Source organism: Hoeflea sp. EC-HK425 (assembly GCF_902498795.1).
Taxonomy (GTDB): domain Bacteria; phylum Pseudomonadota; class Alphaproteobacteria; order Rhizobiales; family Rhizobiaceae; genus Hoeflea; species Hoeflea alexandrii.
The window spans coordinates 21,532-34,751 of sequence record NZ_LR701556.1; the positions used below are offsets into that span (position 1 = coordinate 21,532).

Here is a 13,220-nt window from a genome sequence, read left to right on the forward strand (position 1 = left end):
CTGCCCTATTTTCCGATGCCTTCGGCCAGCCCGCGGATGAAGAAGCGCTGGGCGGCAAAGAAGGCGATGACGATGGGGAGTGCCGAGAGTGTCATGGCGGCGAAGACGACCGCGTAGTTGGTGCCGTGTTTTGCCATGATCGAGGTGAGGCCGACGGGCAGCGTCTGCAGATCCGCGCCGCTGGTGAAGATCATCGCGAAGAGATATTCGTTCCAGGCGAAGAGCACATGCAGGATGACGCAGGAGACCAGGATCGGCTTGCACAGCGGCAGCGTCACTTTCCAGAAGATCTGGCCTTCGCTGGCGCCGTCCATGACGGCGGCCTCATCGAGGTCCCGCGGTAGCCCCAGCATATAGGCGCGGATCAGGAAGGTCGTGAAGGGAATGCGGAAGGCGGTGTAGAGAATGATGAGCGCCCAGTAGGTATTGTAGAGGCCGAGGTCCTGCATCATGCGCACCAGCGGGATCACGGCGACCGTCGGGCTGAGCATGAGGCCGCCGAGCACGATGCCGACGAAGAACGGTTTTCCCGGCAGTTTCGAGCGGGTGAGGCCATACGCCGTCCAGGCGCTGACCAGCACCGTGCAGATGGCCGATGCAAGCGTGACGATGACGCTCGTCGCGATGTAGTTGCGGATGCCCTGGCTCCAGGCCGAAATGTAGTTCGCAATGCCGAAACCGCTCGGCAGCGCGAAGGGATTGCCGAAGATTTCGGCATTGGTCTTGAAGCCGTTCAGCGCCATCCAGAACAGCGGATACAGGACGAGGATGCCGAGGCTGATGAGGAAGGTCACGAGGCAGACTTTCGCCAGCACGGCGACGAAGTCGGTGCGCTCGGTTTCCCGGGTGTCATAGGCGAGGCTCACAGCTCGACCCTCCGTCTTTTCGTGTACCAGAGCTGCGCGAAGCCGGTCAGGAGCGTGATGACGAAGATCACCGATGCGATCGCTGCGCCGTAACCGAAGTCGTTTTCGATGAAGCCCTGCTGATAGAGCCACGTGCCCAGCACCTGGCTGCTGTTGTTCGGCCCGCCGCCGGTCATCACCATGACCTCGTTGAACACCTGGAACGCACCGGTGACGGTGACGATCACCATGAGGCCGGTCATTTCGCGGGTCAGCGGGAAGGTGATATTCCAAAGCCGTCGCCAGGTCCCCGCCCCGTCCATGATCGCCGCATCGTAGAGCTCGCGTGGAATCTTTTGGATCGCTATGGCGAAAAGCAGTGTTGAATAACCGAAGCCCTGCCACTGGCTCATCGCGATGATGGCGTAGATCGCGGTTCCCTCTTCGCCGAGCCAGGCGCGCGACCAATTCGCCAAGCCGATCTGAGTCAGCGCCGAATCCAGGAGACCGATATCGGGCTGGTAAATGAAATAGAAGAGAAGGCCCGTTACGGTGATTGAGATGGCCGAGGGTATGAAGTAGATGGCACGCCAGAAGCGACGCCATTTTTCCTCGGCAAGCCCTTCGATCAACGCGGCCAGCACGAAAGCACCGAGAACCTGGAAAATGACGGAGATGACAGCATAAAGCGCGTTGTTGACGATCGCTGACCAGACCACCGGATCGCCTTGCAGGCGACGGTAGTTGCCCAGCCCGATAAAGGCTGTCTCGCCGGTGAAGATGTCCTGGTTCTTCGTGCTGACAACGAAATTGTCGATGATGGGATAATAGACAAACCAGAGGATCAGGACGAAGGCAACGAGAACCCATCGAAACGATGGGATCCCGGCCAGCGGGCCGGACCGATTGTTTTCTGCCCGGTCCGGCCCGGTGAAGCCGATTTTGACGGCTTCACCCTTCTGCTCGTGCTTTATGACTGTCATCTTTGGCCGATCCCTACTTGGACGAAGCCGCGGCTTCCTTGACCCGCTCCATGACCTCTTCGGGTGTCATCGATCCACCGATCAACGCCTGAAGACCAGAAAGCCAGGCGGCCGCCACACGCGGCGGATTGGCGGTGTCAAGCCACGGCATAAGGTAGGAGGCGTCGGCGATAACCTTGAGGCCATCGACCACGGCCGGGTTCATGGCTTCCGCTGAATATCCGCCGACCGTCGCGCTCGGCTGGCCGTACGGTGGCGCAGAGAGAACCTTGCCGTTTTCCGCTGAAGTGACGAACCGCATGAAGTCGATCGCAAGCGGAATATTCTTGGAGGCCGAACTGATCATGTAGCCTTCCGGCGCCCCTTCGATGGCCTTCGGATCGCCCTTGGCGTCCTTCGGTACCGGTAGCTTGAAGAAGCCGAAGTCATCGCGCTTCAGCGCGCCTTCGGCGGTCGCCTGATCGAACTCGATAATCTCCTGGTAGTACATTGCGGACTTGCCGTTGCTGAACTGCTGCAAAGCCGAGGCATAGGACGAGCCGTTCGTGCCGGAGCCATCAGAGCATTCATCGACGAGTTGTTTGAACTGCGTCAGGCTGGCGACATAGCCAGGATCGGCAAATTCGGCCGTTGCCGGGACGAAATCCTTTTCGAGCGTCGCCTGAGGCACGTTGTAGGCCAGCAGCTGCCCGGCATAATGCACGCCCGGCCAGCCTTCCTTGTTGCCGAAGGAGACCGGCGTGACACCGGATTTCTTCAGGGCGGCGCAGGCGCTGAGCAGGTCCTCGAAGGTCTTGGGCTCGGCGACGCCCGCCTTTTCGAACAGGCTCTTGTTGTAGCCCATGAACTTGGCGTCGAGATAAAGCGGAATGCCGTAAAGCTTGCCATTGTACTGGAAGGCGGAGACGGCAGCGGTCGCAAGCGTCTTGCCCCATTCGGTGTCGGGGCCGATGACCGGGGTCAGATCGACGGCGCGGTTTCCGCGCACGAAATTCTCGCCCCAGCTTCCCGTCCAGGTGAAGTAGACGTCCGGCAGCGAATTGGAGGCGACGAGCGCCTTGGTCTTGCCCTTCACGCTGTCGTCGCTCTCCTGGATGAGCTCGACCTTCACGCCGGGATGAAGCTTTTCATAGTCCCTGGCGGCATCGACGAAGAAGGGAGAAAGCTGTTGCAGACCGAATTTGGTCAGCACGCTGACCGTGCCCGAATAGTCGACCGTCGCATTGGGGTCGGCGATGACCGGCTCGGCCGCAGATGCAGCACCGACGCTGCCGATGACGAAGGCGGCGGTCGCGATGGCCGCAAGGCTGGTCGTGCTCAAGAACGTATTGGCTTTCATTTCGCAGTTCCTCTCTTGTTTTCGTTACGTCAGCATGCGTCAGGCAACCGGTCCGGCGTCGCCGCCGGACCGGAAGATCTCAGTATTCGACACGCTTGTAGTAGCGGCGCGTGGTCAGCGGGTGATCGCGCAGCACTTCCAGATGGGCGCTCAGGCGCTCCAGCATGGTCGCCAGGACGATCGGCGAGATGAGGCTGCGCGTCTTGGCCGAGACGCCCGGAAGCTTGGCGGAGGCCGCGTCGAGAACGCGCACCTTGTCGGTGTAGCGCTTGGCGAAATTCTCCACGCGGTCCGTCAGTGGGCGGAAGGCATCCTCGCCCTTGAAGACGAAGAGGCTGACGCCCGGCTCCACCAGCTCCAGCGTTCCGTGGAAGAAGTCGGATGCCTGCACGGGGCGGGTGCGGATCCATTGCATCTCCTCCAGAATGCACATGCCGTAGTAGTGCGCTTCCGGCCAGACCGAGCCTGCGCCGGTAAAGATGTGGTAGGTCTCGTCCTTGATTTCCCGGGCGAGCGCGGCGGCCTCGGCCTCGTAGCCTTCCTTCACCGAAACCAACAGTTCCGGCAGCAGCGCCAGTTCGCCGACCGTCGCATCGAAATCGGCGTATTCGCCGCGCTCGGCCAGCAGGGCGAGCACGATGAGCAGGGTCTGGAGATAGAAGGATTCCGAAGAGGTATCGTCCTCGGCGAAGTTGGTGAAGTTGTGATCGGCGTCACGGCCGAGCGGCGTATCCTTGTGGCCGGTGAGCGACAGCGTCTTCACGCCACGTTCCTTCAGGAAGGCGAGAAGCTGCACGCTCTCCTTGGTGGTGCCGGAGAGCGACGGCAGCACGACCAGCGCCTTGTCGTCGAGGCCTGCCGGCGGCTCCAGAACGACCTGTGCGGAATAGGCGGCCGAAATCGGGAAGAGCGTTGCGTTGCGTGCAAGCTCGATGGCCGGCTGGGTCAGAAATTGCACGCCACCGGTCCCCATGAAGAAGATACGTTCCAGACCGCCGTCCAGCAGTTCACGCATCAGGACACGCACGTCCTTGGCGATTGCAACCGCGCCGCTTTGGATCTTTACAAAGCGATCCCTGTCGAAATTGAGCATTTGAACCTTCCCGTTTTGCGTTTCCGATCGCTTCGCTGTACGCCAGCGTCGTCACGCAAATGATCGTTGAAACAATGTGAGATCGATCTCACACATATTTAGCGCACAAGACTTCCGTGCTGGCAAGTGGGGCGGCATAAAATTATGTGGGACTGTACTTGCCGTTCAGCCAGCAATGCTCCGGCTGACGGAGCCACGGACTATCAGCTTGGTTTCAAAAAGGATTTTTTCCGGCGGATGGTCTTTTCCGGAGAGCCGGTCGAACAAAAGCCGCGCCGCCGCACGCCCGATTTCCGAGACCGGCTGCGAGACGACGGTGATCTGCGGATCGGTAAATGTCGCCAGATTGAAGTCGTCGAAACCGATCAGCGAGACGTCGTGTGGAATGGAGATTCCCATCGAACGGAAGGCAAGAAGAGCGCCTTGTGTCATCAGGCTGTCGACCGTGAAGAGTGCCGTCGGTGGCATCTTCTGACTGAAGAGGCGTATTGTCGCGTCGACGGCGTGCTCCACCGTGGATTGCGAAACGGCGATCAGCCGGTCGTCCGGTGCGATGCCGCCGGCAGCAAGTGCGGTCCGGTAGCCGGTCATGCGCTCGCGCGAGGTGAAGATGCGCATGTCGTCCTGCAAGAGGCCGATGCGGCGATGGCCCATGGCGATGAGATATTCCGCCGCCTTGCGCGCGCCGCCCTCATTATCCACGACCACATGGTCGCACTCGATGTCCTCGGCGACACGGTCGATCAGGACGAGAGGCACGTTTTCGAGGTTCAGGCTTTGAAGGTGGGCGTTGTTCGTCGCTGAGGTCGGCGCCACGATGAAGCCGCGTATCGACAGTGAGCGCAGGCTCGACAGAAGCGAAATCTCCTGGTCCAACTCCTCCTCGCTGCTGCCGATCACGAGGTTGTGCCCGCATTCGCGTGCAAGAGCCTCGATATCATGGGCGATCCGAGCGAAGAACGGATTCTGGATATCCCCGAGGATACAGCCGACGATCGGCAATTGACCGTTGCGCAGCGCCTGCGCCAGGCGATTGCCACGATATCCCAGCTTTTCCGCCGCCGCCTGAACCTTCTGGGCGGTCTCGTCGCCAACATAGCCGTAACTGTTTAGAGCCCGGGCGGCCGTCGCGCGCGACACATTGGCGAGCGCCGCCACATCCTTCAAAGTCGCCGGTTTGCGAACCATGTCACCCTTCAATCGCACAAGCAGAACGCGTCACGGTCCCCTTGTAGCGTCGGGCGATCGCTTCGACTAGCCATGCGAATGCGCGGCACTCCCTGCCCTAGATGGCGGCGTCATTTGCGGACCATGCTGAAGGAGAAATGGCTGCCGCGATGATAGTCGAGGGCATAGTTGACCGGCGCTCCGGCGGCGTTGAAACAGGTTTCGGTGATGAGCAAGGCCGGGCCGAAGTCCTTCAGGCCATGCCGGTCCACCACCTCGACCGGCAGCAAGACGGCGGAAACGCTCGCCGCCGACATCCGGGGGCGATTGCCGTATTCCTCCATGAGCTGCATCAGGGAGCCGCTCCAGTCGATATCATAGAGGCGTCCTGCGATGAGGCTGCGGGGCATGTAATCTATGCAGTAGAGGATGGGCTCGTCCTGGTGCAGGCGGATGCGCTCGATGCGGATCACCCGGTCGCCCGGGGCAAGCCTCAGGCTCTCTGCAACGCGTGTATCCGGTGTTTCCTCCGAAATGGAAACCACCTTGTTGACCGTGCTGTAGCCGTAATGGCGAACCATGTCCGTCACGCTCTCGAACACGGTGATCGGACGGTCGACCTGCACGGCAGTCAAAGCAGAGACGAAACGGCCGCGTCCGTGCTCGACATTGATCACATCGTCCTGCTCGAGTAGTTTCAGGGCTTCGCGCAATGCCGGCCGGGAAATCTTGAACCTTTGCGTCAATTGCGCTTCGGTCGGCAGCCTGTCGCCCGGCCTGAGCCCCTCGTCGCGTATGAGATCGGCGATCCTGTCCCTCAACTGAACGGCGATGGTGCGGGAATCGCGAAGGGGTTCCTCCACCGGGATGCCTCCTCATTCATGGTATCGCGCCTTCCTTGTCTGACAAATCCGGCAGGGTCAAGTGCGGCGCGCAGCGCCGCTCCGCACCCATGAAACGCCCCGGAATCTCCGCGGGGGCGGACGGACATTGGACATCGTCATCTTACAACCGTGTCCCACGGTCACCTCATGCGCCCAGCCGCTCGGAAGATCCCCTCAGGACGAGCCAGCCCGACAGGATGATGATCGCGGCACCGAGCACCGTGTGCGGTTCAACGGGCGTTGCGAAGAGGAGAACACCATAGAGACAGCCCCAGATGATCTGGCTGTACTGGAACGGGGCCACGACCGAGGCTTCGCCGACCCGGAACGCGCGCACCAGCAGCGCGTGGCCGCCCAGCATGAGTGCGCCGCCCGCCAGCGAGAGTCCGTAATCGGGGAGCTCGAGCGGCACCATATCGGTCGCAACGGCTGCAACGGCCAGCGCAACGGGCGTCATGACGATGAGCAGGCTCGCCACCAGCGCCGCGTGCGTTTCCGCCATCTTGGCCCGGCGCAGCAGGATCAGCGACAGCGCGAAGAACACCGCAGAAGCGAATGCTGCAAGATGGCCGAGATTGAGCGGCGCGGCACCGGGCTTCAGCGCCACGGCAACCCCGGCAAAACCGACCAGCACACCCAGCCAGCCGATGCGCGACAGCCGCTCGCCCAGAAAGACGAAGCTCAGCATGGCGACAAGGATCGGCGTCAGGAAGGCGATCAGATAGGCCTCGGCCATCGGCAGCGTGGCGAAGGCGTAGTGGATCAGCAGCGTATCGACCGCGAGCAGAAGGGCCCGCCAGAAGGCGAGCGACGGCTGGCGCGGCACCAGACGGTGAAGACGCCCCGTGGCAATGGCATGTCCCAGAAGCAGGACAAGCGCCGCGACGGTGATGAAAAACGTCACCTGCGGCGCCGGTATCGTGCCCGCCATGATCTTGACGATGGCGTCGGTTGCCGAAAACACGAAAAAGGCAAGGAGAACGAGCACCGCGCCCCGGCCGTTGGACGGCACGACTGGCGCGCCGCCCTCTTCAATCACGGATGCCTCAGCGGACATTGAAACGGCCGAACCTTTCCTCGATGCGGGCCTGCGCATATTCGAGGCAGATCGACAGAATCCAGTAGATCATGGAAGCGGTTATCAGCATTTCGATATGACGGAATTCGGTCTGGCCCTGGGTGCGGGCAAGATACATGATTTCCCAGACGCCCACCACGGAGACGAGCGAGGAATCCTTCAGCATGGCGATGAACTGATTGCCGGTCGGCGGGATGATGACGCGCATGGCCTGCGGCAGGATGACGAGCGCCATGGTCTGCGCCGGGCTGAGGCCGAGGGCGGTCGCACCCTCCGTCTGGCCGCGATTGATGCTCTGGATGCCGGCCCGGAAGATTTCCGTCATATAGGCGCCATAACAAAGCGACAGCGCCAGGATTCCGGCCGGCACGGCGCCGATCACGTAGCCGACCTGTGGCAGGCCGAGATAGATGATGTAGATCTGCATGAGCAGCGGCAGGCCACGAAAGAGCGACGTATAGAAGGTCGCAAGGCCGTAGATGACGCCGTTGTTGGAGAGTTTGGCGATGGCGCCGGCAAGGGCGATGATGGTCGCGATAATGATGGAGATCGCGGAAATATAGAGCGTCGTCGTCACACCCTGCGTGATGAGGAAGCCGATCTTCTTGGCGATGAAGGCGAAGGAGAGATCGAAGGAATAGAAGAATAGCATCAGGAGCACGAAGAGCTCGACCCAGACGCCAACCACCTGCCAGCGGCGCGGCAGCTGGCGCAGCGCCTTCCAGTTCGCCGCGAAGATGAGCGCGATCAGCACCGATGAGACGATGCGGCCGACGACCTGGTTCTCCTTCAGCCAATCGACCGAGGACGGCAGGATACGGCCGATCCATGCGGAGCTGACGCCGATGGAATAAAGCACTGCCGCGACGACGACGAGGACAAGCAGGCCGCCGACCCTGCGCGATGCTTCGGGATAGGTGAGTATCAATCGGCCAATCATGTTCCGCCCCTTGTTCTCGTTGAAGCCGCTTACGCTGCGCGTTCGCGCCACCAGTCCTGCGCCTGGAGTTTCCAATAGGTGAGCTGCGCCACGGCAAGCCCGGCGAGACCACCGGCCCAGACGAGGCCGAAGGGTTCGAAGAGCTTGTAGCGCTCGGTTTCGCCGAGAATGCCTTCCGCGATGACCTTGCCGCCGATCGCCGTGGTGTTGAGCCCGTGCCCGCCGAAGGCGGTGCAATACCAGACACCCGGACTCATGCGCCCGATCTGGGGCATCAGATGGCGGGCATAGGACATCAGGCCCGACCAGGCGAGCTCTGTCCTGAGATCCCTGAGCTGCGGATAGGTGCCGATCATCTCGGCGCGCAATTCCTTGACCAGGCCGGCCGTGGAGGCGGCATGGGTGGTGATGCGCCCACCCCACAGGATGCGGCGACCGCCGTCCACGAGGCGGTAGTAATCGCCGGCCCTGCGATTGTCGCCGATGGCGTTTTTCGTGGCAATCGCCGTGGCGATCAGTTCCGGCGCTTCTTCGCTAACCATGACATAGGTGGCGATCGGCAGGAAGGACCGCTTCAGCCTGCCGTTCAGCCCGTCGGTGTAGCCGCCTGTCGTGAAGACGACATCATGGGCTCTCACCTCGCCGCCCGCCGTTTTCACCCGTTTTTCAGTGCGGGAGAAATCCACCGATGTTGCGGGCGACTGCTCGCAGATGCGTCCGCCGAGACGCTCGATCTCGGCCGCGATGGCGCGCAGGTAGTTGAGCGGGTGCATGTGGAAGGCGTTCGGATTGCGCAGCGCCTGGAAGTAACGCTCGGACTTCAGCACGGCGCGTACGGCGTCGCGGTCCATATAGTCGAGGTCGTAACCGTATTCGCGGCGGGTCTCGTCCGCATAGGCCTTGAGGCTCGGGCCGTCGTCATAGCGCAGCACGCTCATGATGCCCGGTTCGGGCCGGGCGCCGTCGATACCGAGCGACTTGATGTTCTCGCGGATGAAATCCATGCCTTCGATGGAGAGATGGTGCAGCTTGCGCGCCGCATCTTTGCCGGTCACGCGGGCAATGTCGTCTCCGCCCGTCGCATAGCCGGGGCCGACGAAACCACCATTGCGCCCGGAGGCACCAAAGCCGACGCTTTCGGCCTCCAGCACCGTGACGCGCTTGCCGGCGCGGGCCAGCTGCAGCGCCGTGGTAAGGCCGGCAAGGCCGGCGCCGACGATAACCGCGTCGCATTCGACCGTGCCCGAAAGCGCCGGGCGCGTCGTCTGGTCCGCCATGGTTCGTTTGTAATAGGTGTCCGGATAGGACATCGCATGCTCCCCCTCAAATGAAATGGCGCGGGCTTATCCGCCCGCGCCGGTCTTGCATCAGTCGGCGCTGTAATCCTTGCCGTACCACTTGGTGGTGAGCGTCCCTAGCGTGCCGTCCTTCTTCATCTCCTCGATGATGCCGCCAACCTTGGCGGTCCATTCCGGATCGACCTTCTCGGCGATGACGACGAGCGGCTCACGGAAAGCGTATTCGCCCTCGAGAATCTTGACCGGGTAGCCATTCTTGATGGCGTTCATCGCGGTCTGCTCGGGCGCGATCACCGCGTCGAGGCGAACGCCCGCGCCAAGGCGCAGGTCGTCGAAGGGCAGCATGGAGTCGGCAAAGGTGCGGACTTCACCCGGCTCCAGCTTGTATTCGATCGGCGGCAGGCCCGGCGCATCGATTTCGAGCTTGCGGTTGATGAAGTCTTCCGAGGTCGTTGCCGTCTCGACGCCGATCACCTTGCCATTGAGGTCGGTGACGGACTTGGCGTCGCTGTCCTGGTGAACGACGTAGACATAGGGGCTGTAGTAGTAGATGCCGACGAAATCGATCACCTGGGCGCGCGCCTTGGTGGGCGTGACCGAGCCGACGCCGAGATCGTAGCGGCCCTGCCAGCGGCCACCGGTCAGCGTCTGCCAGTCCGGCGTCTCGAAGCTCACCTCGACGCCGAGGCGCTTGGCGATCTCGCGCGACACGTCGATGTCGAAACCGACCATCTCATTGCTGTCGTCGAGATAGCTCTGGGGCGGCCAGCCGCTGTTGGTGGCGACAACCATCGCCTTCTTTTCCATGACGCGGTCGAGCGTCTCGCCGGCCTGGGCAGACACGGCGGCAGCGACGAAGGCGGCGCCTACCGCCAGTCGCATGAAGAGCTTTTTCATGTGGTCCTCCTTGTGATCCGTCAGCTCAGATCCCCGTTTATGTAAGATGTCTGACAACCGAATGTGTCAACTCTCGTTCTCCACTGTCAAGGGGACGCGCATGAAAGAAGGAGATCGCTTCATGCTGCAGCGACATGAAACTGCGTAGACGTGCCGGCTATAGCACGTGAGCTGGGATCGGGCCGAGATAGTCATTGCTAAGATCGCGGGAATTGAGGCTGGTGGAGACGATCGCCTGGCCATCCGTGGATCCTATAGGCATGGCTGCGGAGGAGGGCGATCGTTCCAAGTTTTACAAAGAAGCGCGCGAGCGGCAGCCGTTGACGATGCCGCAAAGCGCGCCCACCGCCATGCTGAGCAACACGGCGAGCGGCGCCCTGCGATCCTCCCAATCCAGCGCTAGAACGTCTCCTATCCGATAACGTCTGATTTCAATTACGTGAGGATTTTGGTCGGTGTCCCGCGCTATCGGCGCGGAAGCCGGTTTGTGAAATTCGTTCAACTCACGCCAAAGCGCTCGGGCCGGAAGGTGGCGAGCATTGGGTGCTCAGCGCCCTTTGCCACCTCATAGGCAAGCAGTTCCCCGACGATGAGGCCGAGTGTTGCGCCACTGTGGCTAAAGGCGACATAGTAGCCCGCGATCGCTTTGAGTGCGCCGACCACCGGTTCACCGTCGCCGGGGATAGGCTTGCCGCCGACGCCGATGGAAGCGACCTCAAGCTTCGGATTGCCCTCCATCACCTTCGCTGCCTCGGCCAGCAAGGCATCCACGACGGCCTCGTCGATGTCGTAGCCGCCATCCGCGCGCGCGGTCACGCCCTCGTCCGCCGCCCAGTCGGCATCCAGCGAGAAGGTGCCGCCCGGTGCGGGGCGGACGGCGATGCGCGGCGTGTTGAGGACAGCGCGCAGGGGATGGGCGAGTGGCTTTGTTTGCACGAGCAGGGCGAGCGGCGTTCCGTCGCCGATCGTCTGGCCGCTATCCGCCGCCATCCGCGGCACCGCAGGCCCAGTCGCGAGCACGACGGCATCCGCAGCGAAGCGGGTGCCTGTCACGGTTTCCGCCCCCACTGCCCGACTGCCCTCAACAATGACGCGCGCCGCGCCCTGATCCGTCACCAGCACCCCGCCGAGGGCCGAAAACTCTTCAAGAAGCAGGCCGATCAAAGCCGGCAGGTCGACCCAGCCTTCACCGGGATTGAAGATCGCGCCCTGCGGCGTGATCGCCCTGGCATCGATGCCGGGCGTGACGCCGGCGACGGCAGCGGCCGGAAGCCATTGTGCATCATAGGCAAGCGAGACTTCGTAGCGATAGGCCGCGTCGATCTCGTTGCGCATGTCGTCGGCGTCCCAGGTCAGGCCGCCGTCGAAGCGAAGCCAGTCGACATCCGGAAACCGCGCCGCAAGCGTGCGGTAGCGGTCGATGCCGGCCATGCGCAGCCGGTGATATGGCTCGGAGCGCATGCGCGCCGAATTCAGCCAGGAGAGCGAGCGGCCGGAGGCGCCATTGGCCGGCGGGCCGTCATTAAGGATGGTAACGCGGATGCCGCGCCGGGCAAGCTGAACGCCGGTGGAGACGCCGAAGATACCGGCGCCGATGATGACGGCCGAGGAGATGATGGTGTCGGTCATTGGATGTCTTTCAATCGTTTGGTCATGCAGGTGAAAAAAGCTGTTCAGAGCGGCTCCCAGCGGCCGCTCCCCGCGGAGCGGAAGAGCGCGTCGATGGCCTTCATATTGGCGAGCGAATCGTCCAGCCCGGCTTCGAGCGGCGTGCCGGTGAGAACGGCATCGGCAAAGGCATCGGCCTGCTCGCGGTACTGGTCGACCGGCGCGATGGCGATCTCCTCTCGCCCGCCTCCGGCAAGATCGCGGCCGTCGTCCAGCACGACCCGGGTCGGCGCATCGGCCGGCGCATTGAAGGGAACGGGGATTTCCAGGCGCGCCCGCGTTCCAAGCACCGTGACCTTCTGCGTGAGGGCAAGCTGCGTGGAACAGGTGAAGGCAAGCTGCCGGCCCTCAGGAAACGCCAGCAGCCCGCTCGTCAGCCGGTCCGTGCCGAAGGTGGGATCCCTCTCCATCAGCGCAATCGCCCGCAGCGGCTCGGCGCCGAACAGGAAGCGGGCGGTATTGACGGCGTAGCAGCCGACGTCGAACAGGCCGCCTCCGCCGATATCCGCCTGGTTGCGTACGTTTCGCGGGTCATCCAGATAGTAGGAGAAAATCGTCTGGATGGCCCTCACCTCGCCGAGCCGCCCTTCGGTCACCAGTGCGCGCGCCGTCTTCCACTGCGGGTGGTGGCGCACCATGAAGGCTTCGGCAACCGGCAGGCCAGCGGCCTTCTGCGCGGCCGCGAGCTCCACCGCCTGCGCGGCGTCAAGCGCGATCGGCTTTTCGCAGAGTACCGGCTTGCCGTGTTCCAGCGCCTTGATCGTTAAAGGCACATGCAGGTGGTTGGGCAGCGGGTTGTAGATCGCGTCGATCTCGGGATCGGCCAGCAGATCCTCGTAGCTGCCATGGGCCTTGGGAATGCCGAAGCGTACGGCCATCTCCGTGGCCCTGTCCAGATCGCGCGAGGCAATGGCCGTCACGCGGCCGAGGCGGCTGGACTGGATGGCAGGGATGACTGCTTTCGCCGCGATGCCCGCGCAGCCGAGCACGCCCCATCGTATCCGTGGTGTCATGGTCTCATCCTTCCC

At 62.6% G+C, this 13,220-nt stretch carries 12 protein-coding genes; all 12 read right to left on the reverse strand.

The window, feature by feature from the left end; genetic code table 11:
- Positions 1 to 5: 5 nt before the first annotated feature.
- The 12 genes from SPHINGO391_RS01485 to SPHINGO391_RS01540 all read right to left on the reverse strand — a co-directional run bounded on the left by SPHINGO391_RS01485 (position 6) and on the right by SPHINGO391_RS01540 (position 13,205).
- On the reverse strand, positions 6 to 866 hold the full coding sequence (locus tag SPHINGO391_RS01485; RefSeq protein WP_023515937.1) for a carbohydrate ABC transporter permease: 861 nt from the start codon (positions 864 to 866) through the stop codon (positions 6 to 8).
- Entirely contained in the window at positions 863 to 1,828 is a 966-nt protein-coding gene (locus tag SPHINGO391_RS01490) for a sugar ABC transporter permease (protein WP_023515936.1), read from the reverse strand. The genes SPHINGO391_RS01485 and SPHINGO391_RS01490 overlap by 4 nt, the downstream gene beginning before the upstream one ends.
- 13 nt (positions 1,829 to 1,841) lie before the next feature.
- The gene (locus SPHINGO391_RS01495) at positions 1,842 to 3,167 is read right to left on the reverse strand and encodes an extracellular solute-binding protein (protein ID WP_023515935.1); all 1,326 of its coding nucleotides are present in this window, start codon (positions 3,165 to 3,167) and stop codon (positions 1,842 to 1,844) included.
- 79 nt (positions 3,168 to 3,246) lie between these two features.
- Positions 3,247 to 4,260: an SIS domain-containing protein gene (locus tag SPHINGO391_RS01500; protein ID WP_023515934.1), complete on the reverse strand. Its 1,014-nt coding sequence runs from the start codon at positions 4,258 to 4,260 to the stop codon at positions 3,247 to 3,249.
- Positions 4,261 to 4,425: 165 nt separating this feature from the next.
- Positions 4,426 to 5,418, reverse strand: a complete 993-nt coding sequence (locus SPHINGO391_RS01505) for a LacI family DNA-binding transcriptional regulator (protein ID WP_244615077.1) — start codon at positions 5,416 to 5,418, stop codon at positions 4,426 to 4,428.
- 140 nt (positions 5,419 to 5,558) lie between these two features.
- Entirely contained in the window at positions 5,559 to 6,290 is a 732-nt protein-coding gene (locus tag SPHINGO391_RS01510; RefSeq protein ID WP_023515932.1) for a GntR family transcriptional regulator, read from the reverse strand.
- Between the two features lie 166 nt (positions 6,291 to 6,456).
- Complete coding sequence (locus tag SPHINGO391_RS01515; protein WP_023515931.1) at positions 6,457 to 7,350, reverse strand: DMT family transporter; 894 nt, start codon at positions 7,348 to 7,350, stop codon at positions 6,457 to 6,459.
- A gap of 7 nt (positions 7,351 to 7,357) precedes the next feature.
- Complete coding sequence (locus SPHINGO391_RS01520; RefSeq protein ID WP_023515930.1) at positions 7,358 to 8,329, reverse strand: amino acid ABC transporter permease; 972 nt, start codon at positions 8,327 to 8,329, stop codon at positions 7,358 to 7,360.
- 29 nt (positions 8,330 to 8,358) lie between these two features.
- Entirely contained in the window at positions 8,359 to 9,639 is a 1,281-nt protein-coding gene (locus tag SPHINGO391_RS01525) for an FAD-binding oxidoreductase (RefSeq protein WP_023515929.1), read from the reverse strand.
- 57 nt (positions 9,640 to 9,696) lie between these two features.
- Complete coding sequence (locus SPHINGO391_RS01530; protein ID WP_023515928.1) at positions 9,697 to 10,524, reverse strand: transporter substrate-binding domain-containing protein; 828 nt, start codon at positions 10,522 to 10,524, stop codon at positions 9,697 to 9,699.
- 498 nt (positions 10,525 to 11,022) lie between these two features.
- Positions 11,023 to 12,153, reverse strand: a complete 1,131-nt coding sequence (locus tag SPHINGO391_RS01535) for an FAD-binding oxidoreductase (protein WP_024270371.1) — start codon at positions 12,151 to 12,153, stop codon at positions 11,023 to 11,025.
- Positions 12,154 to 12,197: 44 nt separating this feature from the next.
- Positions 12,198 to 13,205: a Gfo/Idh/MocA family oxidoreductase gene (locus tag SPHINGO391_RS01540; protein WP_023517465.1), complete on the reverse strand. Its 1,008-nt coding sequence runs from the start codon at positions 13,203 to 13,205 to the stop codon at positions 12,198 to 12,200.
- Positions 13,206 to 13,220: the final 15 nt, after the last annotated feature.